Source organism: Streptomyces sp. NPDC042102 (genome assembly GCF_055582305.1).
This window is the reverse complement of the sequence record NZ_JBVJDL010000001.1, coordinates 789,572-816,006: the sequence shown is the minus strand read 5'-3', so window position 1 is coordinate 816,006 and position 26,435 is coordinate 789,572. Positions and strand designations below refer to the sequence as shown.

General features: G+C 72.0%; 24 protein-coding genes and 1 pseudogene. 5 read left to right on the top strand and 20 right to left on the bottom strand.

Features of this window, described 5'->3' with window-relative positions:
* Positions 1-73: 73 nt before the first annotated feature.
* Positions 74-730: a DUF4389 domain-containing protein gene (locus tag ACZ6KO_RS03410; RefSeq protein WP_469299372.1), complete on the top strand. Its 657-nt coding sequence runs from the start codon at positions 74-76 to the stop codon at positions 728-730.
* A 24-nt stretch (positions 731-754) separates the two neighbouring features.
* Here ACZ6KO_RS03410 and ACZ6KO_RS03405 read toward each other — a convergent pair whose 3' ends face one another.
* Entirely contained in the window at positions 755-1,156 is a 402-nt protein-coding gene (locus tag ACZ6KO_RS03405) for a Cif family virulence factor (protein ID WP_469299369.1), read from the bottom strand.
* A 208-nt stretch (positions 1,157-1,364) separates the two neighbouring features.
* Here ACZ6KO_RS03405 and ACZ6KO_RS03400 point away from each other — a divergent pair, with 208 nt between their 5' ends.
* Positions 1,365-2,249, top strand: a complete 885-nt coding sequence (locus tag ACZ6KO_RS03400; RefSeq protein ID WP_469299366.1) for an SMP-30/gluconolactonase/LRE family protein — start codon at positions 1,365-1,367, stop codon at positions 2,247-2,249.
* A 10-nt stretch (positions 2,250-2,259) separates the two neighbouring features.
* Here ACZ6KO_RS03400 and ACZ6KO_RS03395 read toward each other — a convergent pair whose 3' ends face one another.
* From ACZ6KO_RS03395 to ACZ6KO_RS03330, 14 genes are all read right to left on the bottom strand, one after another.
* Positions 2,260-4,074: an ABC transporter ATP-binding protein gene (locus ACZ6KO_RS03395; RefSeq protein ID WP_469299364.1), complete on the bottom strand. Its 1,815-nt coding sequence runs from the start codon at positions 4,072-4,074 to the stop codon at positions 2,260-2,262.
* Positions 4,075-4,177: 103 nt separating this feature from the next.
* Positions 4,178-4,738, bottom strand: coding sequence for a hypothetical protein (locus ACZ6KO_RS03390; protein WP_469299360.1), 561 nt, complete (start codon positions 4,736-4,738; stop codon positions 4,178-4,180).
* Positions 4,735-6,009, bottom strand: coding sequence for a molybdopterin-dependent oxidoreductase (locus ACZ6KO_RS03385; protein ID WP_469299358.1), 1,275 nt, complete (start codon positions 6,007-6,009; stop codon positions 4,735-4,737). The genes ACZ6KO_RS03390 and ACZ6KO_RS03385 overlap by 4 nt, the downstream gene beginning before the upstream one ends.
* 132 nt (positions 6,010-6,141) lie before the next feature.
* Positions 6,142-6,942, bottom strand: coding sequence for an ABC transporter ATP-binding protein (locus ACZ6KO_RS03380; RefSeq protein ID WP_469299354.1), 801 nt, complete (start codon positions 6,940-6,942; stop codon positions 6,142-6,144).
* The gene (locus ACZ6KO_RS03375) at positions 6,942-7,970 is read right to left on the bottom strand and encodes a FecCD family ABC transporter permease (protein ID WP_469301508.1); all 1,029 of its coding nucleotides are present in this window, start codon (positions 7,968-7,970) and stop codon (positions 6,942-6,944) included. Before ACZ6KO_RS03375 ends, ACZ6KO_RS03380 begins: the two co-directional genes overlap by 1 nt.
* Positions 7,971-8,052: 82 nt before the next feature.
* Entirely contained in the window at positions 8,053-9,063 is a 1,011-nt protein-coding gene (locus ACZ6KO_RS03370; protein WP_469299351.1) for an ABC transporter substrate-binding protein, read from the bottom strand.
* Positions 9,064-9,123: 60 nt separating this feature from the next.
* On the bottom strand, positions 9,124-10,107 hold the full coding sequence (locus tag ACZ6KO_RS03365) for a PLP-dependent cysteine synthase family protein (RefSeq protein ID WP_469299348.1): 984 nt from the start codon (positions 10,105-10,107) through the stop codon (positions 9,124-9,126).
* Positions 10,104-11,246 carry a histidinol-phosphate transaminase gene (hisC, locus tag ACZ6KO_RS03360; protein ID WP_469299346.1) on the bottom strand — a complete coding sequence of 381 codons (1,143 nt, stop codon included), beginning with the start codon at positions 11,244-11,246 and terminating at the stop codon, positions 10,104-10,106. The genes ACZ6KO_RS03365 and hisC overlap by 4 nt, the downstream gene beginning before the upstream one ends.
* Positions 11,243-12,655: an MATE family efflux transporter gene (locus tag ACZ6KO_RS03355; protein WP_469299344.1), complete on the bottom strand. Its 1,413-nt coding sequence runs from the start codon at positions 12,653-12,655 to the stop codon at positions 11,243-11,245. The genes hisC and ACZ6KO_RS03355 overlap by 4 nt, the downstream gene beginning before the upstream one ends.
* Positions 12,652-13,632: an ornithine cyclodeaminase gene (locus tag ACZ6KO_RS03350; protein WP_469299342.1), complete on the bottom strand. Its 981-nt coding sequence runs from the start codon at positions 13,630-13,632 to the stop codon at positions 12,652-12,654. The genes ACZ6KO_RS03355 and ACZ6KO_RS03350 overlap by 4 nt, the downstream gene beginning before the upstream one ends.
* 50 nt (positions 13,633-13,682) lie before the next feature.
* Positions 13,683-15,077 (bottom strand): alanine racemase, encoded by a 1,395-nt coding sequence (locus tag ACZ6KO_RS03345; RefSeq protein ID WP_469299340.1) that lies wholly within the window; start codon positions 15,075-15,077, stop codon positions 13,683-13,685.
* A gap of 201 nt (positions 15,078-15,278) precedes the next feature.
* Positions 15,279-16,328 carry an ABC transporter ATP-binding protein gene (locus ACZ6KO_RS03340; protein ID WP_469299336.1) on the bottom strand — a complete coding sequence of 350 codons (1,050 nt, stop codon included), beginning with the start codon at positions 16,326-16,328 and terminating at the stop codon, positions 15,279-15,281.
* Positions 16,325-17,920, bottom strand: coding sequence for an ABC transporter permease (locus ACZ6KO_RS03335; RefSeq protein WP_469299332.1), 1,596 nt, complete (start codon positions 17,918-17,920; stop codon positions 16,325-16,327). The genes ACZ6KO_RS03340 and ACZ6KO_RS03335 overlap by 4 nt, the downstream gene beginning before the upstream one ends.
* Before the next feature lie 6 nt (positions 17,921-17,926).
* Positions 17,927-18,946: an iron ABC transporter substrate-binding protein gene (locus tag ACZ6KO_RS03330; protein ID WP_469299330.1), complete on the bottom strand. Its 1,020-nt coding sequence runs from the start codon at positions 18,944-18,946 to the stop codon at positions 17,927-17,929.
* A 216-nt stretch (positions 18,947-19,162) separates the two neighbouring features.
* Between ACZ6KO_RS03330 and ACZ6KO_RS03325 the strand changes: the two genes are divergently transcribed.
* Positions 19,163-21,754 carry an AMP-binding protein gene (locus ACZ6KO_RS03325; RefSeq protein WP_469299328.1) on the top strand — a complete coding sequence of 864 codons (2,592 nt, stop codon included), beginning with the start codon at positions 19,163-19,165 and terminating at the stop codon, positions 21,752-21,754.
* A 55-nt stretch (positions 21,755-21,809) separates the two neighbouring features.
* Here the strand turns inward: ACZ6KO_RS03325 and ACZ6KO_RS03320 are convergent.
* From ACZ6KO_RS03320 to ACZ6KO_RS03300, 5 genes and pseudogenes are all read right to left on the bottom strand, one after another.
* Positions 21,810-22,331: pseudogene (locus ACZ6KO_RS03320) on the bottom strand (cation efflux transmembrane domain-containing protein); the annotation flags it as partial.
* A 25-nt stretch (positions 22,332-22,356) separates the two neighbouring features.
* Positions 22,357-22,629, bottom strand: coding sequence for a cation transporter (locus ACZ6KO_RS03315; protein WP_469299326.1), 273 nt, complete (start codon positions 22,627-22,629; stop codon positions 22,357-22,359).
* An 11-nt stretch (positions 22,630-22,640) separates the two neighbouring features.
* Positions 22,641-23,816 (bottom strand): urease accessory protein UreH domain-containing protein, encoded by a 1,176-nt coding sequence (locus ACZ6KO_RS03310; protein ID WP_469299324.1) that lies wholly within the window; start codon positions 23,814-23,816, stop codon positions 22,641-22,643.
* 607 nt (positions 23,817-24,423) lie between these two features.
* Entirely contained in the window at positions 24,424-24,891 is a 468-nt protein-coding gene (locus ACZ6KO_RS03305) for an SRPBCC family protein (RefSeq protein WP_469299321.1), read from the bottom strand.
* The gene (locus tag ACZ6KO_RS03300) at positions 24,888-25,217 is read right to left on the bottom strand and encodes an ArsR/SmtB family transcription factor (RefSeq protein WP_469299319.1); all 330 of its coding nucleotides are present in this window, start codon (positions 25,215-25,217) and stop codon (positions 24,888-24,890) included. The genes ACZ6KO_RS03305 and ACZ6KO_RS03300 overlap by 4 nt, the downstream gene beginning before the upstream one ends.
* A gap of 108 nt (positions 25,218-25,325) precedes the next feature.
* Here ACZ6KO_RS03300 and ACZ6KO_RS03295 point away from each other — a divergent pair, with 108 nt between their 5' ends.
* Both ACZ6KO_RS03295 and ACZ6KO_RS03290 read left to right on the top strand, forming a co-directional pair.
* The gene (locus ACZ6KO_RS03295) at positions 25,326-25,742 is read left to right on the top strand and encodes an SRPBCC family protein (protein WP_469299317.1); all 417 of its coding nucleotides are present in this window, start codon (positions 25,326-25,328) and stop codon (positions 25,740-25,742) included.
* Between the two features lie 13 nt (positions 25,743-25,755).
* Complete coding sequence (locus ACZ6KO_RS03290) at positions 25,756-26,217, top strand: SRPBCC family protein (RefSeq protein WP_469299315.1); 462 nt, start codon at positions 25,756-25,758, stop codon at positions 26,215-26,217.
* The last annotated feature ends 218 nt before the right edge of the window (positions 26,218-26,435 follow it).

Sequence of the window (26,435 nt, the reverse complement as noted above, 5' to 3'; positions counted from 1 at the left end):
GCCGCGGGCGCACGCTGGAGTGAGAGGTGGGGGGCCGTGCGGCCGTGGAGTTCGGCGCGGAAGGAGTCCGGTCATGACCTCGCCCACCGCCTACCGCCCGGTACGGGTGTCGGCGTCCCTGGACCTGCCGCTGTCACGCTGGCTGTGGCTGGTGAAGTGGATCCTGGCGATCCCGCACATCGTCGTGCTGGCCTTCCTGTGGATCGCCTTCGTGCTCGTGAGCGTGGTCGCGTTCTTCGCGATCCTGTTCACCGAGCGCTATCCACGGGCCCTGTTCGACTTCAACCTCGGTGTGCTGCGCTGGAGCTGGCGGGTCTCCTACTACGCGTACGGCACCCTCGGCACCGACCGCTACCCACCGTTCACCCTGGGTGACGCGCCGGACTATCCGGCCCGTCTCGACATCGCCTACCCCGAGCGGCTGTCCCGGGGCCTGGTGCTGGTCAAGTGGTGGCTGCTGGCCATCCCGCAGTACCTGGTCCTCGGCATCTTCTGCGGCGGCTGGGACATGGGCCACCACGGCGGACCGGGACTCATCGGGCTGCTGGTGCTGTTCGCTGCCATCGCCCTGGCCTTCACCGGCACCTACCCCCGGGACCTGTTCTCTCTGATCACGGGCCTCAACCGGTGGGTGCTGCGGGTCACGGCCTACGCGGCACTGATGACGGACGACTACCCGCCCTTCCGGCTCGACATGGGCGGCCGCGATCCGGGCGACCCGCTCCCGTGAGGCCCGCGCCCCGCGCCCGGCCGGTCAGGGTGCGTCGTACCAGGAGAACGCCGCGATCCGCCAGCCGTCGTCCGGGGTGCGCACGAACTGGATGGTCTTGGTGCCGCCGCCCTCGAACGGCTCGCCGTCCAGGATCCCGGACTTGCGGTACGTCCCGAAGCGCGAGGCGATGTCCCCGGTGATCTCGGTCCGTTCCGAGGTCTCCCACTCGGCGAACTCGGCCAGCCGCCCGCCCGTGAGCAGGCGTTCGCGGGGCTCGATGAACTCCTCCACCGAGTAGACGGTGAAGTCGGGGCCGGTCTTCACGATCACCCCGCCCGGCACGACCAGCCGCCGGATCCGCCCGACGTCGGCGGCCTTCCCGCCCCGGTTGTCGAAAGCGCCGAAGAACTCGGCGGTCACCACGTCGATTTCGGCCTTGGACATGGCGTGACCCTAACACCCGGGCAGGGCGCGCCCGTTCGAGTCCGGAAGAGACGTTCGACCCCGGCCCCCGCCGGGGTAGATCACCGGGCGTACGGCAGTCCACGGCGATCCGAGCGGATCCCCCGAAGGAAGGCGTCCGATGACGTTACGCGCACACGACCGGAGCCGGAACCGGAACCGGAGCCGGGCTCGCGGCCCCCTCATGGCGGTGACGCTGGCATGGGCGTTCGCCGCCGCGCTCCCGGCGGCGGCGCCCGCCCATGCCGCGCCGGCCTGCGCGAGCGGCACCGCCACGGCCGCTCCCGTCGAGGTGGCGCGCATACCCGACTGGGTCGAGTCCATCGCCGTCGACCGGCGGGGCCGGATGTTCGCCACCGCCTACTTCTCGGGCCGGGTCTACCGCATCGACGCGCCCGGCCGTGACCCGGTCCCGATCACCGGACGGGTCGGCGCCAACGGCGGGATCGTCGTCCGCGAGGACGGACGGCTGCTCGTCGGCACCGGGAACGACCTCCTCCACTCGGTGACGGGCGACGCCTTCCCGGTCTCCGAACTGCTGCTGGTGGACCCGGACTCCGGCGAGGTCAGTACGTACGCCTCGGGGCTCGGCGGCATCGACGGCGTCGCCCTCGCCCCCGACGGCACCGTGTACACCACCACCCTGGGCGGCCGGACCATCGGCCGGGTCACACCGGACGGCCGGGTCGACCCCGCCTGGGCGCGGGTGCCGCAGCCGAACGGCATCGCCGTCTCACCGGACGGGAGCGAGGTGTACGTCGTCCAGACCACCCTCGCCCCCGGGCTGTACCGCATCCCCGTGACCGACCCCGGACACCCCCGGCGGTGGATCTCCACCGAGGGCACCGACACGCTCGCCCTCCCCGACGGCCTCACCCTCGACCCCCTCGGCCGGCCGCTGATCGCCACCCACACGGCCGGCCAGATCTGGCGTGCCGAGGGCGCGGCCCTGTGCACGGTGGCCTCGGGGCTGCCGCTGTCCACGCAGATCACGTTCGGGCGGGGCGACCAGGGCTTCTCGGCCGGGAAGCTCTACCGCTCGGGCGTCGACGGCCGTATCCAGGAGATCCGGTAGCGCGCCGGAGTCAGTGCAGGTCGGCCGGGGCGCCGGCCTCGTCGTGCAGGAAGCCGCCCGACTGGTGCTGCCACAGCTTCGCGTAGGAGCCGTCCGCCGCGAGCAGTTCCTGGTGCGTGCCCTGCTCGACGATCCGGCCGCGGTCGACGACGACGAGCCGGTCCATCCCGGCGACCGTGCTCAGCCGGTGCGCCACGACCAGGGCCGTCCGCCCCTCCATGAGCCGCCACAGGGCGTCCTGGACGAGGATCTCGCTCTCGGAGTCCAGGGCGCTGGTCGCCTCGTCGAGCAGCAGGATCGGCGCGTCGCGCAGGATCGCCCGGGCCAGGGCGACCCGCTGGCGCTGTCCGCCGGACAGCTTGACCCCGCGCTCGCCGACCATGGTGTCGAAGCCGTCCGGGAGGGCGTCGGCGAACTCCGTGACGTGCGCCGCCTCGGCGGCGCGGCGGACCTCGGCGTCGGTGGCGTCGGGCCGCGCGAACGCGATGTTCTCGCGCAGCGTGCGGTGGAACATCGCCGGGTCCTGCGGCACGTACGCGATCAGGCCGCGCAGGTCGGCCTGGGCCATCCTGCTGATGTCCTGACCGCCGATCAGGATCCGGCCGGCGCCGATGTCCGACATCCGCAGCAGCAGCCGGGTGAGGGTGGTCTTGCCGCCGCCGGAGCGGCCGACCAGACCCAGCTTCGTCCCGCTGGGCACGGTCAGGTCGAGGCCCTCGAAGAGCGGCTCCGCGCCCGCGTGGGCGAAGGTCACCTCCTCGAAGCGCACCTCGGCCCCCTGGGACCGCAGCGGTTCCGGCGAGGGCGGGTCGAACACGGTCGGCGGGGTCAGCAGCAGTTCGGTGAACTGCGCGGCCTCCGTCATCGAGCTCTCCAGCCGGCGGTAGATCTGGTTGAACTCGAACATGATCCGCGTCGCGCTGCTGAAGTAGGCGAAGGCGACCACGACCGCCTCCACGCCGTGCCCGGCGCCGGCGAGCGCGATGGCGATCAGCAGGCCCAGCGCGTTGGTCAGCACGGACATGGGCGCGACGACGGTGTCGATGCGCAGGTTGCCGTAGTCCCACGAACGCAAGGTGAGCCGCCTCGACTCGGCCACCCGCGAGCGGTGTTCGGCGGCCTCCCGCTTCTCGGCGGCGAAGGCCCGGACCGTGTCCATGTTCATCAGGCTGTCGGCGACGTGCCCGGAGACCCGGGCGATGGCCTCCTCCCGCTGGTCGACGAGTGCCTGGCGGCGGCGGATCAGGGGGGTCACGCACAGGGCCGTCACGGCGATCGGCACCAGGAGCACGACGACGAGCAGCGGTTCGTACATCCACAGCACCACGGAGCCGAAGATCAGCGGGACGAACTTGCCGACGAGGGAGAAGGTCAGGGTGTCGACGAACTCCTCGAAGCGGGAGGCGAAGCTCAGCACCCGCTTGGTCAGCGATCCGGCGAAGTTGTCGTGGAAGAACGCCGCGTCCTTGGCGAACAGTTCGTCCATCCCGATCACGTAGAGCCGTTCGATGCCGCGCGCGTCGACCCGGTTGAGACAGTGCAGCCCGAGCCGCCACAGCCCCTCCGCGAGCAGCAGCACTCCGGCGAACCCGAGCACGTACGGCAGCATCGGCCCGATGCCGGTGGCGCCGCCCTCGGCGATCCGGGCGACCAGCTTGGCGATGACGAGCGGTGCGATGTAGTCGATGCCGATGTTGCCCAGCGCGGGCAGCAGCATGGCGGGCACCGTCAGCCACCGCAGCCGCGCCAACTCCCTTCCGTAGTAACGGAGGGCGAGCAGCACCGAGCCCCGGCCCGGTGCGACGCGCGATACAGACGATTCCATCCCAACCCCGCTCGGTCGCCACCTTCAGGACAGAAACCGCAGTCTTCCCCACCCCCGCCCGCACGGTCCAAGTCTTTTCCCGTACGGGTGAATCGCACGGCGGTCACTTCGCCGCCCCGCGAGCGCGCGCCCGCGCCGCCCGCGCCGCCCGCCGGGCAGCCCGCCTCGCCCGCCGGGCCGCCCTCGTCCCGTGCCACATCCGTACGAGGAGGACGGCCGCCGAGGCGGCGAAGAGAGCGGCGGTGATCAGCAGCCAGCGCGTCAGGAACCCGTCCGCGGGCAGCCCCGTGGCCGCGGTGAAGTGGTCCACCCGACGCAGGACCAGGGGCCACCAGACGAGCAGGAGGACACCGGAGACGAAGGCCGGTACGCGCACGTGGTTGACGCCCACCCGCACCCCGGGGCCCCTGGCGTCCGGCGCGCTCGTGAAGACCGCCTGCGCCGCCCGGTCCGTCACCGCGTACAGGGGCAGGAGCACCAGGTCGTGCACGAGCGCCGCCCCGACGAACCACAGGGCCACTCCGAGGGTGTCCCCCTCCAGGAGCCTCAGGCCCGCGTACAGCGCGAGGGCGAAGGAGGCGAGGACGAGGAGCAGGTGCAGCGGGGAGGCCCCGTACCGGCGCCGGAAGGCGAACGTGCCCGGGGCCGGGAGGCGGAACCTCACGCCGGCTCCCCGAAGGTGAGGCGGGTGACCCACTTGGTGTTGTGGACACCGGGGGCACCGGGCACGATCACCCGGGCCGGGTAGCCGTGGTCGTGGGAGAGGACGGCGCCGTTGACGCGTACGGCGAGGAGCGAGCGGGCGTCGCGGGCCTGGTTGTCGCGCAGGACCACCGAGCGGAACGGGCCGCCGCGCTGCACCGACTCCACGAACACCTGGGGGGTGTGGGTGCCGAGCCCGACGAGCGCGGCCAGGTCGGTGAGCCGCACCCCGCTCCAGAGCTGGTCGGGCGTCGACCAGCCCTCCACGCAGGCGATGGGCAGGGCCGAGTCGTGCTGGGGCAGGGCCAGCAGGTGCTCGTAGGTCAGGTCGACCTGCCGGCCGGCGCCGCGTACGGTCAGCCGCCAGGCGGGTCCGACGTCGCCGGGGCGGATGCCGACGGAGGCGGCGGTCTTGTTGATCTGGAAGCCGTTCGGTCCGGAGCCGGGGTCCTGGCCGTGCGGGGCGAGCAGGGCGGTCCGCCGCAGCCGGCCGCCCACGCTCTGACCCGCCGTGACCACCAGCAGCACCAGGGATCCCAGGCCGACCATGCCGAGCGCGCCCCGGCGTGAGATCGTCGGCGCCGCCGGGCGGGGCGGGACCAGTCCCGCCGCCTCCTGCGTACCGGCCGCGGGCTGCTCCGCCCCGGTCCGGACCGCGCGCAGGGCCCTCGGCAGCCGGAAGGCCACGTGGACCACGAAGGCACCGATGAAGACCCAGGCCCCGTAGAAATGCAGCGTGTAGAAGGAGCCGGGGAAGATGTAGTGCAGCTGCACGTTGAGGATGCCGGTGACGAACTCGAACCCGGCGCCGCCCACCAGCAGGAGCAGGGACAGCCGCTCGATGCCGTGGGCGGCCGACCGCACCGGGGGCAGGGCGAAGAGCTTCGGGATGACCGACCACAGCTTCGCCAGGAGCACGGGTACGAGCACGATCCCGAGCGTGACGTGCACCCCTTGCGTGACCCGGTAGAGCCAGTACGGGGAGGTCGGCCAGGGGAACAGGTAGAAGCCGAGCCACCCCTTGCCGGGCGTCTGGTCGTTCACCGCCGCCAGATCCGGGTTGTAGGCGGCGTACGACAGCAGGCCCGTCACGAACAGCACGGTGATCCCGGGCAGCAGGACCAGCCCGAACACCGAGGTCAGCCAGGGTCCCCGCAGCGGGCTGCGCCAGAACTCCGGACGCCAGGGACCGCCCGGCCCGCGACCGCCCGGCCCGCTACCGCTCGCGCCCAAGGGACACCTCCGCAGACTCCTGCAAACGAGGGCTCACGGGACATCGCCCGCCGAGGAGAACATGCCGCACCGAGGCCGCGGGAGCCCTCGTGACACGCCACCGTTCCCCCGCCGCCGCCCGCGGCGGCTGGGTCACATCGCCTGCGTGGCGGTCGTTCGGGTGGCCGTGGAGGCCAGGTAGGTGATGCGGAGCGTGCCGGTGGTGCGTTCGCGGTCGACGAGCACGTTCACGCCGTAGACCGACTCGACGAGGTCCGGGGTCAGCACGGTCTCCGGGGCGCCCGCCGCGGCCACCTGCCCGTGGTGGAGGACGACGACGTGGTCGCAGTACCGGGCGGCGAGGTTGAGGTCGTGCAGGGCGACGACGCAGGTGACGTCCAGTGAGGCCAGCAGGTCGAGGAGTTCGAGCTGGTGGCGGATGTCGAGGTGGTTGGTGGGTTCGTCGAGCAGGATCTCCCGGGGCTCCTGGGCCAGGGCCCGGGCGAGTTGGGTGCGCTGTCTCTCCCCTCCCGAGAGGGTGTGCCAGCTCCGGTGCTGCTTGTCGGCCATGTCGGTCCGCTCCAGCGCCGCGTCGACGATCCGCCGGTCGTGCCCGGTCAGTGCGTCGAACCGGCCGCGGAAGGGGGTGCGGCCGAGTTCGACGACCTGGCGGACGGTGACGCGGTGGTGGGCGGACACGTCCTGTTCGACGACGGCGAGCCGTCGGGCCAGCACCCGGCGGCCGAGGTCGTCCAGGCTGGTGTCGTCGTAGCGGACGCTTCCGGTGTCGGGGCGGCGCAGTCCGGCGAGCAGGCGCAGCAAGGTCGACTTGCCCGAGCCGTTGGGGCCGAGGAGGCCGACGGTCTTCCCGTCGTGGGCCGCCATCTCGATGGTGTCCAACAGCCGGTGGCCCTTGACCGACCAGGAGAGTTCGGTGGTGGTGATGCGGCCCATCAGGACTCCAGACGCTTCAGGACCAGGGCGAAGGCGGGCGCGCCGAGCAGCGCGGTGATGACGCCGGCGGGCAGCTCGTGGGGCGAGAACGCCGTCCGGGCGAACACGTCCACCCAGACGAGGAAGACGGCACCGGCGATCGCGGACAGGGGGAGCAGGCAGCGGTGCGCCGGGCCCGCCAGGATGCGGACGGCATGCGGGACGAGGAGCCCGATGAAGCCGATCGCCCCGGAGGCCGCCACGGCGGCCGCCGTGATGACCGAGGTCAGCACCATCAGCCAGACGCGGGCCGCGGTGACGTTGATCCCCAGGGCGGCGGCGGAGTCCCACCCGAAGGTGAAGGCGTCGAGGGCGGGCGCGAAGAACTGCACGGCGACCACTCCGGCCAGGATGATCACGACGGTCACGGTCACCCCCTCCCACCGGGCGCCCCCGAGGGTGCCGAGCAGCCAGTACGTGAAGCCACGGGTGGAGTTCGCGTCCCCGCTGACCATGAGGACGACCGAGGTGACCGCGGCGAAGAACTGCGACACGAGTACGCCGGTCAGCACCACGCGGGAAGGGCTGGCGACGCGCCCCCCACCGAGCAGCACCAGCAGCAGGCCGAAGGAGACCAGGCCGCCGGCGAAGGCTCCGGTCGAGAGGGAGACGCTTCCGCCGATGCCCAGCAGGAGCACGGCCACCGCGCCGGTGGACGCGCCGGAGGAGACGCCCAGCAGGTAGGGGTCGGCCAGGGAGTTCCTGGTGACCGCCTGCAGCACCGCGCCCGAGACCGCCAGGGCCATCCCGACGGCGGCGGCCAGCAGCACCCGCGGGAAGCGCGACTCCCAGATCAGCGCGTCCAGCAGGCCCGGGAGGGGCGGGGTGGGCGCGAGGGCGCCCAGGCCGACATGGCGGAGGATCGTGGAGACGACGTCCAGGGGCCGGATGTCCGCGCTCCCGAAGAGCGACGCGGCGACGACCGACACCAGCAGCCCGGCTCCGGCCAGGACGAAGAGCGCCACCGTCGAGGTGCGCCGCCGGCGCACCGGGACCTTTTCACCACCGGTGATCGGGTTTCCGGTGCGCGCGGCGGTTCTGTGTGAAGTCGTGGTCATGGTGGTCGACCCATCACCCGAGCTTGTTGAGGCCGTCGACCAGCGTCGGCACGACGGACGCGCTGCCGTAGCCGGGATCCATGTGCGATCCGGGGACGGTGATGAACCGGTCCCCCTTCACAGCGTCGAGCCTGCTGGTGAGGGGGTCCTTCTTGAGCAGGTCGATCTTCTCCTTGGCGGTGTCGTTCGGTTCGCCGCGGGTCAGGTCGGCCAGGATGATGACGTCGGGGTTCCTGGCGGCGACTTCGTCCCAGCTCACCTCCGCCCACTTGGTCTTCGCGTCGGCGAAGATGTTCTCGGCCCCGACGAGCTCCGACATGTGCTGCGGCAGACCGCCGGGGCCCGCCGCCCACGGAGTGCCCTCGTAGGTGGAGTAGAACCACATCACCCTCAGCGGAGTGTCCCGCTTCCTGACGCCGCTCAGCGCCTTGTCCACCACGGCCTTCTGCTCGGTCGCCAGCTTCTCCCCGGCGGCGGGCACGCCCATGATCCTGCCCAGCCGGCGGTACTCCTCGTACAGCATGTCGAAGTTCGCCCCCGCCACGCTCTCGTGGAACGAGCAGTCGAACTCGGTGAGGTAGGTCGGCACGCCCAGCTCGTGCAACCGCTTGCGGTCGCCGGACTGCTCCGCGGTGAACATGCTCGCGAAGGAGCCGTAGACGAAGTCCGGCTGTGCTTCCACCAGCTTCTCGTGCTTGATCTCCTGCCCGGGCGCGGACAGGACCGGAATCTTCTCGTACCGCTCGGCTATCGCGTCCGGCGTCTTCTCGATCTCGTAGCCCGTTCCGGCGATCCGGTCGCCCACCCCGAGGTGGATGAGGATCTCGGCGGCGGTCTGGTTCAGGGTGACGGCCTTCTTCGGCGCGGCCTGGTAGGTCACGTCGGTGCCGCAGTTCCTGAGGGTGAACGGGTAGCCCGGTCCACTCGTCCCCGCCGCCGTCCCGTGCCCGCCGGCCTCGGGGGATCCGCCGCCGGCACAGCCCGCGACCGCGAGCACCGTCAGGGTCGTCAGCACTGCCGTCATTGTCTGCATTTTTGTTACGCGCATGGTGTCTCCTTGCATGTGAGGGAAGAGGGGCGGCGGTTACCGCAGCAGCGCGGCCAGCCGGTGGACGACCTGGGCGTCGAACAGGCCGTGCGCCGCCATCCAGTCGTCGTCGAACACGGTGTCCAGGTACTTCTCGCCGCCGTCGCAGACCAGCACGACGATCGTGGTCCCGGGTCCTGAGCGCTCCGCCTGCTCCAGGGCCTTGTAGACCACGCCGCCCGCCGAGCCGCCGATCAGGACGCCGAAGTTCCTGGCCAGGTAGCGGCAGGTCTCGAAGGCTTCCGAGTCGCCGGCCCCGACCCCCTCGTCGATCAGCGCGTAGTCGACGACCTGACCGATCTCCGAGCCTTCGGGCGTACCGGTACCGGACTGGTGGTAGGGCGCGCCCGTGCCGCCGAAGACGACGGACCCCACCGGCTCCACGCCGATGATCTTCAGGTCCGGGATGCGTTCCCTCAGGACGCGGCCGGTGCCGCAGAGCGAGCCACCGGTGCCGACGGCCCCGTACAGGTAGTCGATCCCGTCGCCCAGGTCGTCGTGCAGCTCGCGGGCGAGTGGCCGGTAACCGTTGGGGTTGCCCTGGTTGTTGTGCTGCGCGGTCCAGTACGCGCCGTGCTCGGCGGCGAGGCGCGCGGCCACGGTGTCGCGTTCGGCCGTGGCCAGGCCCTCCTCGTCCCCGGCGACGTTGAGGATGTCGGCCCCGTAGGCGAGCATCCCGCGCAGCTTGTCCGTACAGGAGTGGTTGTCCACCACGGCGGTGAACTTGTATCCGCGTTCGGCGGCGATGAGCGCCAGGCCGAGTCCGGTGTTGCCGGAGGTGGACTCGACCAGCCACCCGCCGGGGGCGAGCAGCCCCGCCTCCTCCGCCTCGTCCACCATGTTCCTGGCCATCCGGATCTTGGCCGTGCCGGTGGGGTTGTACTGCTCCATCTTCAGCAGGACGGTTGCCGAACCGTCCGCGACGGACAGCTCGAGCAGGGGCGTTCGCCCGATCAGGTCGGATGTCCTCTTCTTGATCACGTGGTGTCCTTTGCGCAGATCTCGGTCAGACACCGCACGAAGACGTCGTTCTCCTCGGGGGTCGACAGGGAGGCTCGGATGTAGGTCTCGTATCCCGGCTCGCGCCACGCCTTGACGATGATTCCGGCGCGGTGCAGCTCCTGGGCCACCCGGTCGGAGCGGCAGCCGGTGTCGATGAACAGGAAGTTGGCCGAGGACGGGACCACACGCAGTCCCGCGCCGCGCAGCCGGTCGGTGACCCTGCCGATCTCCCGGCGGGTCCGGCGGACCGTGTCGGCCAGGTGCGCCGGGTCGCCGAGCGCCGCGACGGCGGCGTCCTGGGCCGGCTGGTTGACGTTGTACGGGGTACGGACCCGGTCCAGTGCCCGGACCAGGGTGGTGTCGGAGGCGATGCCGTACCCCACGCGCAGGCCCGCCAGGCCGTACGCCTTGGAGAAGGTGCGCAGCACGATCCACGGCCTGTCCAGCGCGCGCAGGGCCTCCAGCCCGTCGGGGTACTCCGGGTCGGTGCGGGCGAACTCGCCGTACGCCTCGTCGAGCACCAGCAGGGCCGATGCCGGGGTGTCGGCCACGACGCGCGCCAGTTCGCCGGGCGTCAGCGTCGCGCCGGTGGGGTTGCACGGGTTGGCGAGGAAGACGAGCTTCGGGCCCGCGGCCAGCGCGTCGCGCCAGGCGGCCGCGTCGAACCCGAACTCGGCGGTGACCGGGACCTTTTCGACCCGGGCCGCCATGACGCGGGGGAAGGTCTCGTGCAGGCTGAACCCGGGTGCCTGGGTGACCACCAGGTCTCCGGGGTCGAGTACGGCCCGGCACAGCAGCTCCAGCAGGTTCTCCGAACCGTTGCCGAGCACGATGCGCCCGGCGGGCACGTCCAGACTCCTCCCGATGGCCTCGGTCAGCCGCTTGCCGGTCGGATCGGGATAGCGTGCGACGCCGCCGGCCAGGCCCCGGCGTACGGCCGCGGCGACCGCGGGAGAGCTGCCGTACGGGCTCTCGCTGTTGGAGAGTTTGATGACCCGGCGGACCCCGCCGAGGGCGGCCACCTCGTCCGGGTCGGCGCCGGGATCGTAGCGGGGCAGGCCCGCCACTTCCCTGCGGATCAGGGCGGCCGAAGCGGCCGGTGCGAGGTTGTGGTTCATGACGACTCCGGTTCCGGGAGGGGTGCGCCGGCCACCGTTCGGTGGAGCCGGTCGACGCGGCGCAGGAACGCGGCCAGCAGCATGGCTGCGGTGGCGGCGAGGCCGATGGTCTGGCCGATCCAGACGCCCTCGACGCCCCAGCCGGCGGTCACCCCGAGCAGGTAGCCCGCGGGCAGCCCGATCAGCCAGTACCCGACGAGCGAGATCCGGAACGGGCCGGCGGTGTCGCCGACGCCGCGCAGGATGCCGTTGCCGATGTTCTGTGTGGCGTCGAAGACCTGCATGAGGGCGGCGATCAGCAGTCCGGTCGCGGTGAGCGCGACGACGTCCGCGTTACCGGCGTGCTCGGCCGAGAGGAACAGCGACACGATCGCGTCCGGGACCGCCAGGTAGGCGACGGCGACCACGAGCATCGCGATGACGCCCCAGGCCAGGCCGAGGAGTCCCGTTCTGCGCGCTGTGACGTAGTCACGGCCGCCGTCGGCCTCGCTGATGTGGATCGACGCCGCGTGCGACAGGCCGGCGGAGATCATGAAGGCGATGTAGACGATCTGGTTCAGCACCGTCTGCGCGGCGAGGGCGTCGACGCCCAGGGAACCGATGATCAGCGTGAGCACGCTGAAGAACCCGGCCTCCGAGGCATAGGCGCCCGAGATCGGCAGGCCGAGGCGCCAGACGGAGCGGACCGCGTCCCCGTTCCAGCGCCGCGCGTCGGGCGACGTGAGGTGGGGGCGCAGGACTTCGTCGCGCAGGATCACCGCGATGAAAGCCAGGAAGGACAGCAGGAACACGGTGACCGTGGCGATCGCGACGCCGATGAATCCGAAGGCCGGCAGGCCGAACTTCCCGTAGATCAGCACGTAGTTCAGGCCGATGGTCGCCCCGACCGAGGTCAGCGTGATGGCCAGCAGCGGGCCGGGCCGCTTGAGGCCGGTGGTGAAGTGCCGCAGGTTCTGGAACCACAGGCAGGGCAGCATGCCCGGCGCCAGGACCATCAGGAACTCGCCCGCCTTGTCGACCACCGTCGGGTCCTGGCCCAGCAGGACGAGCAGCGGGCCGGCCGGCAGCAGCGCCGCGCAGAACACCACGCCGCAGACGGTGGCCCAGAAGAAGCCCGCGAACAGCAGCGCGCCGATCCGTTGCCGGTCGTCCCGTGCCCGGGCCTCGGCCACCAGGTTGCCGACCCCGGTGACCAGGCCGGTGCCGGTGGTGCGCACCTGGTTGAACAGCGCGATGGCCAGCCCGGCGGCGGCGATCTCGACCGCGCCGAGCCTGCCCAGCATCACGATGTCCACCGTGGTCAGCGCGACGTAGGCGAAGTTGGTAAGGATCAGCGGGCACGCGAGCGTGAGCAGCGCCCGCGAGTTCCCGACCCACCAGGCGGTCCTGTCGGTTGTGCCGTCGCTCACCAGAAGTTGACCTTTTCGCCGCGCCCGCTCGCCAGGGCGAGATCGGCTATGTACCGGCCCAGCGCGGCGTCGGTGACCGCCATGCCGCTGTTGTAGGCGAAGACCACGTCGTCCGGATGGCGGCGGGCGGGTGCCCGGCCGAGCAGGATGTCCGGCAGCTGGGCGTCCACCGACGGCAGGCTGCCGTCCTCGCCCCGCAGGTCGTCGCAGGTGGCGTGCATCTGGGCGGTATCGGTGGCGATCCGGTGGTCCGCGCCGTGGCACACGTCGGCGTGTACGCCGTACCCGAGCAGTACGGCGACCGAGCCGGGCTTCATCCAGTCACGCCGGACCTCCTGTGTGACGGACAGGCCGGCGGCGCCGATCACGATGTCCGCCTCACCGGCGGCCTCCCGGAGATCCCGCACGATCTCGACCTCGCGGCCGTCGACGCTGTCCTGGACGGCGCGCAGACCCTCGGGATAGGTGCCGAACACCCGCAGCCGCTCCAGCTCCGGCAGGGCCGCGAGCAGCATCGGCAGCGCCGTCCGCCCCTGGACACCGGTTCCGACGACCAGGGCGCTGCGTGCGTCGGGGCACGCCGCGCGGGCGAACAGCGCGGTGGTGGCCGCGGACCGCAGCGGCCCGAGTCTCACCACGTCCATCAACGCGATGGGTGCCCCGGTGGTGTCGTCGACGAGGAAGACGAACGAGTGGAACCGGTAGCCGTCCCGGGTGCGGCGCGGGTCGAACTCGTAGACGGCCTTGAAGCAGACGGTGCCGCTGCCGCCGTCCCTGGCCACCATCGAATAGCTCAGTGAGCGGTGGCCGGGATCGTCGATGATCGTCTTGACGGGGTTGTCCGAGCCGCCTTCGCGCAGCGCGCGGTAGGCCTGCTCGACGACCGCGATCACCTGCCGGTGGTCGACGTCCAGCCCTTCCTGGGCCGACTGCGGCAACAGCCACAACTGCCCGGGCGGGGCGTGGTGGTGGGACATGCGGGGGTTCTCCTTCGTGAGAGGTCGTAACGGATGCGTTGGGGATCGCGTCAGATTCCGTCCAGCCGCCAGCGCGGCGGGCCGGCGCCGTCGCCGAGCCGGACGACGGCTTTCAGCGGCAGTGCGGCGTCATGGAACGGTGATTCGTTGGAGTCCATCTGGTAGCCGGCGGTGTTGAGGTAGACCAGGTGGTCACCGCGCCGTACGGGCCTCGGGAAGCCGATCTTCCGCCAGGTCACCAGGTCGCTCTCCAGGCAGGTCGAGCCCGCGACACAGGCCGGGAACACCTCGTCGGCGACGGGCCGGGAGGACATCAGCAGCGGGTCGGGGAGGTAGTCGCTGTTGAACCACTGCTCGGAGAGGCTGAAGCTGCTGCCCGCGACGGTGACGATCGCGTACCCGTCGGTGTCCCGTCGGTCGTCGACCTGCTGGACCCGGTACAGGGTGAAGCCGGCCTGGTCCAGCAGGGCCCGGCCGGGCTCGACGACGAACCGGATGCCGTGGCGTTCCGCCTTCGCCGACAGGCTCTCGCCACCGTCGACCGGGTGCGCCATGATCGCGCGCACGGCCCGGGTCGCGGGCTGTCCCCCGTACGGATAGAAGTCCTTGAAGTCCCTGGCCGCGTGGTAGTGGGCCGGCTCGTTCTGCTCGACGAACGCGTCCCACAGCCGCGGCTCGACGTAGCGGACCGGCAACCCGCCGCCGATGTCGACCAGTTCGGCGCGGAGCGAGCCGCGCCGTCGGGCGTCGAGGCAGTGCTCGATCATCTCGTTCGCCGCCGTCGCGCGTTCGGCGCCGGAGTAGCCGTTCAGGTGGAAGGAGAATCCCCGGAGGCCGATGTGAGCGGCCAGTTCCGCGCACAGACCGACGGCGGCCTCCCGCTCACCGGCGGACAGCCCGAATCTGCTCGCCGGCTGACCGGCCGTCCGGGACCGCAGCAGCACGCGGGCCTGCCGCCGGGCGCGCCGGGCGGTCGCGGCCAGCCGGCGGAGTTCACTGAGGGAGTCGACGGCGACCAGGCAGTCGTGCTGCACCGCCAGCGCGTGCAGCGTGTCGTCCTTCTCCGGGCCGGAGATCCCGATCCGGTGTCCGGGCACTCCCCCGGCCAGCGCCTTGACCAGTTCGGGGGTGCTGGCGACGTCGACTCCGACACCGAGGGCGGCGGCCGATGTGACGTAACAGCCGGCCTTGTTCGCCTTCTTGGCGAACAGGATGTCGGCGTCCGCGCCCGCCTCGGCGAACGCCCGCCGGAGTCCGGCGACGTTCTCCTCGAAGATCTCGGGCAGCACGACGTGCAGCGGTGACCCCAGGCCGTCCAGGAGGTCGGCCAGCAGGGCGCGGTGATCCGCCAGGAGCGTGGAGACCGTGGGATGCCGGAGGGCGGTGAGAGCGAAGGGCCGGGATCCGGCCGTCGGGGGCTCCAGCACCTGTCGTGAGATGAGCACGCCATATTTCTATACGATGATGATAGTCATTTTCAATACGCGGTCGCAGGACGCCCGCCGGGAGGTGTGGGAGACGGGGGTGATCGCGACGCGCCCCGGAACGACAAAGAGGCCGTATCGGATGATTCCGATACGGCCTCTGATCGGCGACTCAGGAGAAGCCGGCGCGGGTGCCTCGCCGCCGGCAGGTGACGGGGCCCCTCACACGGCGGCCGCGTGCAGGGTCGCCTCCCCCATCACCTCGATGCCCGTGCGCTCCCCGGGCCGGGCGGCGGCCGGGCTGGGGACCCGGACGTCGATGGGCGCGTCGATGCCGTCCACAGCCACGGTGACCATCGCGTCGTGGCCGTAGAACCGTACGTCGGTCACCGTGCCACTGGCTTCGGCCGCATCCGGATCGGTCAGCCGGAGCTGCTCGGGCCGGAGCAGCACCACGCCCTCACGGACCCCGCCGGTTGGGTCGGTCAGGGGGATGCGGCCCAGCGCCGTGGCCGCCATGCCACGGTCCGCGGTGCCGGTGACGAGTACCGCGTCCCCGACGAAGGCGGCGACCCAGGGGTCGGCGGGACGGCTGTACACCTCGTGCGGTGTGGCGCACTGGGCCACACGGCCGTCCCGGACGACGGCGACGAGGTCGGCGGTGGAGAGGGCTTCCTGCTGGTCGTGGGTGACGAGCAGGGCGGTGGCCCCGGTGGCGCGCAGGGCCGCGCGCACGTCGGCCCGTACGCCGTTGCGCAGGGCGGCGTCGAGGGCGTTGAACGGTTCGTCGAGGAGGACCAGGGCGGGTTCCGGCGCCAGGGCCCGGGCCAGGGCGATGCGCTGCTGCTGGCCGCCGGACAGCTCGTGCGGCATGCGGTCGCCGTAGCCGGCCAGACCGACGAGTTCGAGCATCTCCTCCGTGCGCCGCCGACGGGCGGCGCGGTCGGCGCCGGTCAGGCCGAAGGCGACGTTGCGGGCCACGCTCAGGTGCGGGAAGAGGGCGCCTTCCTGGGGCACGATGCCGATCCGGCGGCGCTCGGGCGGCAGGTGGACTCCTGGCCCGCCGAGTGCGCGTCCGTCGAGGGTGACGGTACCCGCGTCGGCGCGCAGGAAGCCCGCGATGATGCGCAGCAGGGTGGTCTTGCCGCAGCCCGACGGACCGAGCACGGCGGTCAGCGCGCCGCCGGGGACGGTGAGGTCGAGGCCGTCGAGTACCGGCGCCGCGCCGGGGCCGTAGGCCTTGGCCAGTCCGGCGATCTGCAGCTCGGTCATGTGCGGTGCCTTCCGAGGAGGTAGGACGGAAGGGCGGCCAGCAGGATCAGGGCGGCGGCATAGGGCGCCGCGGCGGCGAAGGATCCGGTGCCGGTCTCCGTCCAGAGGCGGGTGGCCAGGGTGTCCATGCCGGTGGGGCGCAGCAGGAGGGTGGCGGGAAGTTCCTTCATGCACACGACGAAGGTGAGTGCGGCTCCGGCGGCGACCCCGGGGGCGGCCAGCGGCACGGTCACCTCGCGCAGCACGCGCAGCGGAGAGCGGCCCAGGGAGCGGGCGACGTCCTCCAGGACGGGCGGGGACTGGAGTACGGCCGCCCGGGTGCCGGCGACGGCGACGGGCAGGAAGAGCACGGCGTACGCGCAGACCAGCAGCGGGAGTTCCTGGTAGAGCGGTTCGGCGTAGCGGACCGCGAAGAACACCAGGGACAGGGCGACGGTGATGCCCGGCAGCGCGTGGCCGGCGTACGCCGACTGCTCCAGCAGCCGGGCCGTCCGGCTGCGGTACCGCGCGGCGATCACACCGACGGGCAGGGCGAGCAGGGTGGTGAGCGCGGCTCCCGCGGCGGCGACGCCCAGCGTGGTGGCGGCGGTGTCGAGGAGCGTGGCCGGGTCCCAGGTCGCGGAGTTGCCGACGGCCAGCCAGTACCCGAGCGTGGCGAGGGGGGTGAGGACGGCGACGCCGGTGACCGCCGCGCACCAGGCCAGGGCGGGCACCCGCCAGTGGCCCAGAGGGGCGGGGGCGGCGGGGCGCGCGGTGCCGCCGCCGGTTCTCGCGTGGCCGGCCCGGCCCCGGGTCCGCGCCTCGGCGGCGACCAGCAGGATCGTCATCACCACGAGGACGACGCTGAGCGCGGCGGCCGGCGTGCGGTCGAAGCTGGCCCGGTAGGAGGTGTAGATCCCGCGGGTGAAGGTGTCGTAGCGCATCAGCGAGACGGCGCCGAAGTCGGAGAACACGTACAGCGCGACGAGTACGGCGCCACCGGCGGCCGCGGGCCGCAGCTGCGGCAGCGTCACCCGCAGGAAGGTCCTCAGCGGGCCGTGGCCGAGCGAGCGGGCGACCTCCTCCTGAGCCGGATCGGTGCCGCGCAGCGCGGCGGTGACGGGCAGGTAGACGTACGGGAAGCTCACCAGCGTCAGGGCGAGGGCCGAGCCCGGGAAGCCGGCCGTCTGCGGGAAGGCGGACAGCCAGGCGAACGCGGCGACGTAGCTGGGCACGGCCAGGGGCAGGGTCACCAGCACCGACCAGGCGCGGGCGCCGGGCAGGTCGGTGCGTACGGTCAGCCAGGCCAGGGACACGCCGAGGACGAGGCAGGCCGAGACGACCACGGCGGCCAGTCCGAGGCTGCGGCCGAGCAGCTGGGCGGTGCGGCCGTCGGCGATGACGTCCCAGGCGAAGGCGGGGCCGCGCTCCAGGGACCGGACGGCCAGGTAGCCGAGCGGCAGCAGGGCGAACACCGCGGCGAGGACGGCGGGAACGAGGAGGACGGCGGGCGGCCGACGTCCGGCACGCGACCGCCCGGTCGGCGTGGTGGCGCCGGCCGGGCGGTTGGCGGTGGCGGGATCCGTCGGCGTGACGGGATCCGGGGAGGGCATGAAGGGTCAGACCATCCCGGCTTCCTGGAGCATCTTCAGGGTCTCCTGAAGCGATTCCAGCTTGCCGAGGTCGATCTTCGGGGCGTCCAGGGAGGCCAGCGGCGGCAGTCCCTTGACCGTACTGGTCACACCTGCCGCGAGCGGGTACTCCTTGGTCTCCTCGGCGAAGTACTTCTGCGCCTTCTCGGAGAGGAGGAAGTCGACGGCCTTCTGGGCGGCCGCGGCCTGGTCGCTGCCCTTGACGATGCCGACACCGGCGGTGTTGACGAGGCCGCCCGGGTCGCCGCCGGGGAGGAAGTGGATCTTCGCCTTGACCTTGCCCTCGCCCTTCTCGGCGACCTGCTCGTACCAGTAGTAGTGGTTGACCAGGCCGAGCGAGACCTCGCCCTTGCCGACCGCTTCCAGCACCTTGAGGTTGTTGTCGTACACCTTCGGCTCGTTGGCCTTCAGGCCCTTCAGCCAGGTACGGGTGGCCTCGTCGCCCTCCAGGACGCGCATGCCCGTGACGAACGCCTGGAAGGAGGCGTTGGTCGGAACGTAGCCGATCCTGCCCTTCCACTCCGGCTTGACGAGGTCGTGGACACTGTCCGGCGCCTTGGCGACCTGTCCGGGGTGGTAGGCGAGGACGCGGACGCGCCCGGAGGTGCCCACCCAGTCGCCGGCGCCGCCGCGGAATCCGGGGTCCACCTTGTCGAGGGATTCCTGCGGCAGCTTCTCCAGCAGGCCCTTGGCCGACAGGGCCCCGAGGGCTCCGGCGTCCTGGGAGAAGAACAGGCCGGCCTTGGTCTTGCCGCCCTCCTCCTGGATCTGGGCGGCGAGTTCGGCGCTCTCGCCGTAGCGGACGGCGACGCTCGTGCCGACGGCCTTCTCCAGCTCGTCCAGAAGAGGCTTGACCAGCTTCTCGTTGCGGCCGGAGTAGATGACGAGCCCCGCGTCGTCCTCGTCGACGCCGCAGCCTGCGACGGCGGGGAGCAGAAGTGCCGCCGCGAGGAGCGCGGTGAGGCGTCGGACCAAGGGGCGTCGCATGGGAAGCCTTCCTGCGGGGGCGGCGGAGAACCGGATAACGCCCCCATAAGTAAGGTAAAGCTAACCTAAAGGTCAAGGGTGACGCACATAACAATCGGGCCGGGCCCCGTATCGGCGGAGCCGACCCTACCGCTTGTTTTCCTGTGGATCTTCAATGAACCATCCGTGACTTTCCTGTGACTATCCGGCGAGGTAAGGCTTTCCTAAGATGCGCCCGTGACAGTCCTCCCCGACCTGCTTCCCGGCGCCAAGTCGGTCCCGTTCGCCCTCGGCCTCGCCGCCCACGGCGACCGGACCGCCGTCATCACGGCCGACGGTCGGGTCAGCTACGCCGAGCTGGCCGCGCGCGTGGACGCGACGGCCCGCCGCCTCGGCCGGGAACGGCGTCTGGTCCTGCTGGTCGGCGCCAACACCGTCGAGGCTCTGGTCGTCCACCTCGCCGCCCTCGCCGCCGGACACCCCCTCCTCCTGGTGCCGGGCGACCACCCCGAGGCCGTCCAGTCCCTGATCGACGCCTACGACCCGGACGTCGTGGCGCACCCCGAGCAGGGGCGATGGCTGCTCGACGAGCGCCGCGCGGTCTCGGCGCACGAGCTGCACCCGGACCTCGCGCTGCTGCTGAGCACCTCCGGATCGACCGGATCGCCGAAACTCGTCCGGCTGTCACACGAGAACCTCCAGGCCAACGCGGAGTCCATCGCGCAGTACCTGGGAATCCGGGACACCGACCGCGCGGCGACCACCCTGCCCCTGCACTACTGCTACGGCCTGTCCGTCGTGCACAGCCACCTGCTGCGCGGCGCCGGACTGATCCTGACCGACCTGTCCGTCGCGGACAGCTGCTTCTGGGACCTCTTCAGGGCGGGCCGGGGCACGACGTTCGCCGGGGTTCCGTACACCTTCGAGCTGCTCGACCGGGTCGGTTTCGCCGCCATGGAGCTGCCCCACCTGCGCTACGTCACCCAGGCGGGCGGTCGCCTGGCACCCGACCGGGTCCAGCGGTACGCCGCCCTCGGCCGCGCCGCCGGCTGGGAGCTCTTCGTGATGTACGGCCAGACCGAGGCGACGGCCCGCATGGCCTACCTGCCGCCGCACCTCGCGGAGCAGCACCCCTCGGCGGCCGGAGTCGCCATCCCCGGCGGCTCCTTCCGCCTCCGGCCGCTGCCCGATCACCCCGGCGAGAACACGGGCGAACTGGTCTACTCGGGCCCCAACGTCATGCTCGGCTACGCCGAGACCACCGGCGACCTCGCCCTGGGCCGGACGGTGCACGAACTCCGCACAGGGGACATCGCGCGCCGTACGCCCGAGGGGCTGTACGAAATCCTCGGCAGGAGCAGCCGGTTCGCGAAGATCCTCGGCTTGCGCATCGACCCCGGGCAGGTCGAGGCGATGCTCGCCCGTCGCGGCGTCTCCGCGCTGTGCGCCGGCGACGACGAGGCCCTGTGCGTCGTGGCGGTGGGTGCCGACGACTCCGACGCCCGCCGGACGACCAGGCTCGTGGCCGGCGAGTGCGGGCTGCCGGCCCGCGCGGTCCGCGTCCGGATCCTCCCGGCCCTTCCCCGCCTGCCCACGGGCAAGCCCGACTACCAGGCCGTTCGCGAACTGAGCCGCCGCAAGCCCGATGCCGCCCCCGGCCCCGAGGCCGCGACGGACGGCGCCCGGGAAAGCCTCCGCCTGCTCTATGCGCGGGTCCTCGACCGTACGGACGTGGACGACGACAGCTCGTTCGTCGGCCTGGGCGGGGATTCGCTCTCCTACGTCGAGATGTCGATCCACCTCGAAGAGCGGCTCGGCCACCTGCCGGCGAACTGGCACACGACACCGATCCGGGACCTCGAGGCGGCCGAGCGTCCGGTGCCCTCCTCCCGCAAGCGGGTGCTGGAGACGAGCGTCGCGCTCCGCGCCCTGGCGATCTTCTGCATCGTCGGATCCCACGTCCACGTCTTCGGCATCAAGGGCGGGGCGCACATCCTGCTCGCGGTCGCCGGGTACAACTTCGCCCGCTTCCACCTGACCGCCGCCGAACGGCGCGTACGTGTACGCCGGGTCGGGACCAGCATCGCCCGCATCGCGCTGCCGAGCATGGCCTGGATCGGCCTGATCCTGCTCCTCAACGACGACTACACGCCGGCCAACCTCTTCCTGCTCGACGGTGTCCTCGGGCCGGACGACCTCAAGACCGGGATGCAGTTCTGGTTCATCGAGTCCCTGGTCTACATCCTGGTCGCCGCCGTTGCGATCCTCGGCCTCCCGGTGGTGGACCGGGCGGAGCGCCGCTTCCCGTACGCCCTCCCGCTGGCACTCGCCGGCCTGGGACTGCTCACCCGCTACGACCTCGTCGGTCTGCCGGACCGCGAGCAGATCCCCGACGCCATCACCGTCTTCTGGCTGTTCGCGCTCGGCTGGGCGGCGGCGAAGGCCACCACCCGGCGCCGGCGCCTGCTGGTCACCGCCGTGGCCCTGGCCACCGTGCCGGGGTTCTTCCCCGGTGACCCGGGACGCGAGGCGATCATCATCGCCGGATTCGCACTGCTGGTCTGGGTGCCCAGCCTCCCCAGCCGCGAGCGCCTCAACCAGCTGGCGGGCCTCCTCGCCACCAGCTCCCTGTACATCTACCTCACCCACTGGCAGATCTTCCCGCTCATCGACGGGTTCTCCCGGCACCTGGCGTTCCTCGCCTCGCTCCTCTTCGGCATCGCCTACGCGGTCGGCGCCGCCCGCCTGATGAGACGCCTGCCCTCGCCCTCCCGGACCGCCCGGCCGTCGCCGCCGTCGTCATGGGCACCCCGACCCTGGTCGAGGTGACCGGCACGGTCCCGTACAGGAAGCGAACGGGGCCGAGCCGGCCGCGCGCCGGCGCTCAGCAGCAGGAGCGGCCCGACTGGCAGCCGCACGCATCCGCCGCTTTCACGGATCCCGCCGTCGCGGTCGTCGCAGGGACGGCGCAACAGCCCTTGCCCTGCCAGGCGTCGCGGCCCTCCTTGACCGCGGTGGCGGCGATGACCAGGGCTGCGATGGGGTCGGCCCAGGACCAGCCGAGCGTGGCGTTGAGGACCAGACCGATCAGCAGCACGGCGGAGAGGTAGGTGCACAGCAGGGTCTGCCGGGAGTCCGCGACGGCGCTGGCGGAGCCGAGTTCGCGTCCGGCGCGGCACTGGGCGGCGGAGAGGAACGGCATGACCGCAAGGGACAGTGCGGCGATGACGATGCCGGGGATCGAGTGGTCGGCCTCGCCCGTGCCGGTCAGGGCGCGGACGGCACCGAACGTGACGTAGACGGCGAGAGCGAAGAAGGAGACGGCGATGATCCGCAGGGTCGTCTTCTCGCGGGCTTCGCGCAGCGCGTGGTCGCGGGCGGAGAACTGCCAGGCGACGGCGGCGGCGAACCCCGGACGCGGGTCCCGCGCGTCAGTCGGCGACGGCGATTCGGGCGGCGTAGTCGCCCGCGGCCTCGACCGCCGCGACGAGCACCGCCGGGTCCACGTCCACGCCCCGCTCGAGCAGGACGCGGCTGCGTCCCGTACGCACGTCCGTGCTGGCCCGGCGTACTCCGTCGACCTCCTCCAGCTCGTCGTCGATGAGCAGGGCGCAGCTGGAGCAGTGCATGCCGTCGACGACCAGTTCCACGGTCGGTCCGTCCGCCTCGGCGGCCTCGTTCTTCTTCTTGCGGAACAGCTTCATGTCACAGGTCCTCAGCGGAAGTCGATGGCGCCGGTCTGCATGCCCATGGCGCAGGAGAAGCGGAGTGTGCCGGGCTTGCGGGTTCCCAGGTCGACCTCGGTGTCACCATCGCGCTTGACGATCTGCTGGACGCCGAGTTCGGGGATGGTGAAGGCGCGGGCGCAGCCCCCGGAGTCCTTGCCGTGCAGGACGAGGGTGGTCGGCACGCCGGCCTTCGCGGTGAAGGCGGTGGGCTCGTAGAAATCCGTCACGGTGAGGGTGACGACCTGCTTCCCCGAGGCGTCGATGCGTACCGGCGGGGCGTCGGCGGCCGTTCTGCCGGCTCCGGAGGGGGCCTCGGCGCCGTCCTCCTCGCCTCCCTCGACCCGCTCGACGGTGAACGGTCCGGTGGCCGAGGCCGGCTCGGCCGGTGCGGTGAAGGAGACCCAGCCGCCGGCCTGGAGCGCGGAGCCCATCGTCCAGACGGCCACGGTCAGCACCACCACACCGGTCAGCACGGCCAGTCGGCCGGACAGCATCTGCGCACTGCGCCTGAACAGGTATCCGAGCAGGGCGAACAGGGGCGCCGTGCCGAGCACGAAGCCGGCCATCACGGCCGCCCCGGCCACCGGGGAGCCGGAGGTGACTGCCAGCAGCTCCATGGACAGGGTCACCCCGCACGGCACCAGGACGGTCGCGAAGCCGATCAGGGCCGGAGTGCCGACCGAGTCGGTCCTGGCACTGCGGCGCAACAGCCGCCCCAGGGAGGCCGGGGGGCGCGGAACGAGCCGCCCGACGGCCTTGACGCCGAACAGGTCGAGGGCGAACAGCACCATCAGCAGGCCCGCGGCCAGCAGCAGCACGGCCTGCGCGCGGGGGCTGGGCTGGATCGCGTTGCCGAATGCCCCCAGCAGAGCGCCGAGGAGCGTGTGCGAGAGGAGCTTCCCCGACAGGAAGGCCCCGACGGGCGCCAAGGGCCGCCGTTCGGCCCCCGGCGCTGCGGGGAGAGCGGCGGCAGCTGCCTCGGGCCGGCCTTTGGCCTGCGATGTGGTACGGGCCGGCCGCCGGGTGGCCGGGTCCGGGGCGGGGGCACGGCGGCGGGTCACCGCGCCGGCCAGCAACCCCCCTTGTACGGCGGCACAGGAAGCACCACCGGCGAGCAGACCGGTGGAGACACCGGTGACGAGCAGAGCGACGGACGACGACATGCGTCAACTACTCCCGATCGGGCAGGACGGCAGCACACCGCGCCGGGGCGCGGGCACGCCGAAGAGGACATGGGTCTCGCCGTGTCCCGCAGGGCACACGCCCCGCGGGCAGGCGGACGATCACGTCCGTGACACGCACAACCGGTTCGGATCAGGGGGAGGTATCGGCGGCGGAGCGTTCGGCAGGATCACGACGGCGACGGCGGAACAGCTCTCCCCACGGGGCGACTCCACCAAGGGCGGTGCGGAGGGACCGTCCGGGGCAGGGGTGGCCTGCTGCGACGCACACTGCTGCATCGCCATCGGGCAGTGGGTCCCGTGATCCGTGCTTCCGGACGTCGTCGCCCGCAGCGTGTGAGCGGCGGCCGTGCCGGGCCCGGAAGTGGATGCGCTGCCCATGTCCATGCCCGGCATCGGTCCCGGCATCGGGCCCGGCATGGCCATCGCCGGCCGGGCGATGCCCGCCGGGCACAGCAGAAGCGCACACACCAGCAGCATCCCGGACCACATCCGGAGCGGCAGCGGCAGGCGGCGCATCACACGCGCCATGCTAGGCCACCCCGTACCCCGCCCGGGGCCCGGCACCCTGCCCTTGGCGCGGCGGAAATTACGTCGGCGGCTGCATCCAGGCGTCCGGGCCGGGATCGCCGCCTTCGGCCCGTACCACCAGCCGGTCCACGTAGTGCTGCCAGCCCTCGGCGTGCGCGGCGCAGGCCTCGGGGGACGGGAGGCCGCTGTGGACCAGCCGCAGCAGAGTGCCGCCGTCGGCGGGCTCCAGGGTGATCTCCACGGTGCTGGAGCCGGGCGGGACTGGCATGGGGCCGGTCTCCCAGCCCCAGCTGAAGACGAGCCGCTTGGGCGGGTCGATGGTGATGAAGCGGCCGGAGGCCGTGTTGTCGCCGGTGACCCGGGTGCGGTAGGAGCCGCCGGCCTCGAAGGAGAAGGTGCCGTCGGCGCCCATCCAGGACAGCCACTTGTCACGGTCGGTGAAGAACCCGAAGACGGTCTCGGGGCGGGCCGCGATGTGCCGCTCCACCACCACCGTGCCGGCGGGCGTCTCGGGGGCGGTCGTCATGAGGAACTCCCGTTCGGTGCGGCTTCCCCGGCTGCTTCGGCTTGTTCGGCGAGCCGGGCCAGGGTGTCGAGCTTCGTGGCCCACATGGCCTGGAGGTAGTCGGCGAGCGGACCCAGCGCCTCCCGGTCGGCCCGGTAGAACCGCTTGGTCCCGTCCTTGCGCAGGGTGACCAGGCCGGTGTCGCGCAGCACCTTGAGGTGCTGGGAGACGGCCCCGAAGGTGACCTCGAAGCGGGCCGCGATGTCGCCCGCGGACAGCTCGTCGTCCCAGATCAGCCGGAGGATCTCGCGCCGCCTGGGTTCGGCTATCACCTGTACCGCGTCCACGCTCCGAATTTTAGTCCAGGCTTCAGCTTGCCGCCCACCCCGGGCTTATTTTAGTCTGGACTCAAATAATCCCCCCACGGGAACCACCGGCAACACCTGGAGCACGCCATGACCGCCATCACCTACGAGACCGAGATCGCCGCCGACCGCGCCCGCGTCCTGGAGACGCTCAACACCCACGACGGACTCACCGGCTGGTGGACCGACGACGTCGACCGCCAGGACGAGGTCCTGTACTTCAACTTCCCGGGCATCCCCGAGCCCTTCCGGCTCCGCCGCGACCGGGCCGACGAGGACCGCGTCGTGTGGGTGAACGTCGGCGCCTTCCCGCCCCACTGGGCTGGCACCACCATCACCTGGGACCTGACCGGGACCCCCGAGGGCACCCGCGTGGCCTTCTCCCACGCCGGCTTCCCGGACGGCGAGGCCGAGCTCCCGATGATCAGCGAGACCTGGGGCGTCCTGATGACGCGCCTGAAGGACTACGCCGAGACGGGGACCCCGAACCCGTTCTTCACCGTCTGAGGCCGGACCCACGATGCAGGTCGACGTTCTGACCGAGACCGTGATCGCCGTCCCGTGCGAGCGGGTCGCCGCCTACGCGGCCGACCCCTCGCACGCGCCGGAGTGGTACGAGAACATCGCTTCCGTCGAGTGGCGGACCCCTCCCCCCGCCGCGATCGGCTCACGGATGGCGTTCGTCGCCCGCTTCCTCGGCCGGCGCCTGGCCTACACGTACGAGATCACCGCGTACGAGCCGGGGCACCGCCTGGTGATGCGGACCGCCGAGGGCCCCTTCCCCATGGAGACCACGTACATCTGGGAGCCGTACGGGCAGGCCGGTGACCACACCCGCATGACCCTGCGCAACCGGGGCGAACCCAGCGGCTTCGCCTCCCTCGCCGCACCCGTCGTCGCCGCAGCCACGCGGCGCGCCCAGCGCAACGACCTCGCACGGCTCAAGGCCCTGCTGGAGCAGCGGCGGCCACCTTCGGAGTGACGGGGGCCGGGCCGCGCTCTGGGCTCGGGCGCGGAGCAGGAGAGCGACCCAGCTTCGGTAAGGCCTCCACCGGTCGGCGACCTCGGCCAGTCGGGAGACGCCGGCGGCGGCGTCGAGCCCGTACTCGGCGGCGATGGCTTGGTGGAGGCGTGGTTCGTGGTGGGGGAAGACGTCGACGTCGAGCGAGAGGACGCGGGCGAGTTGCGCCTGCACGGCTG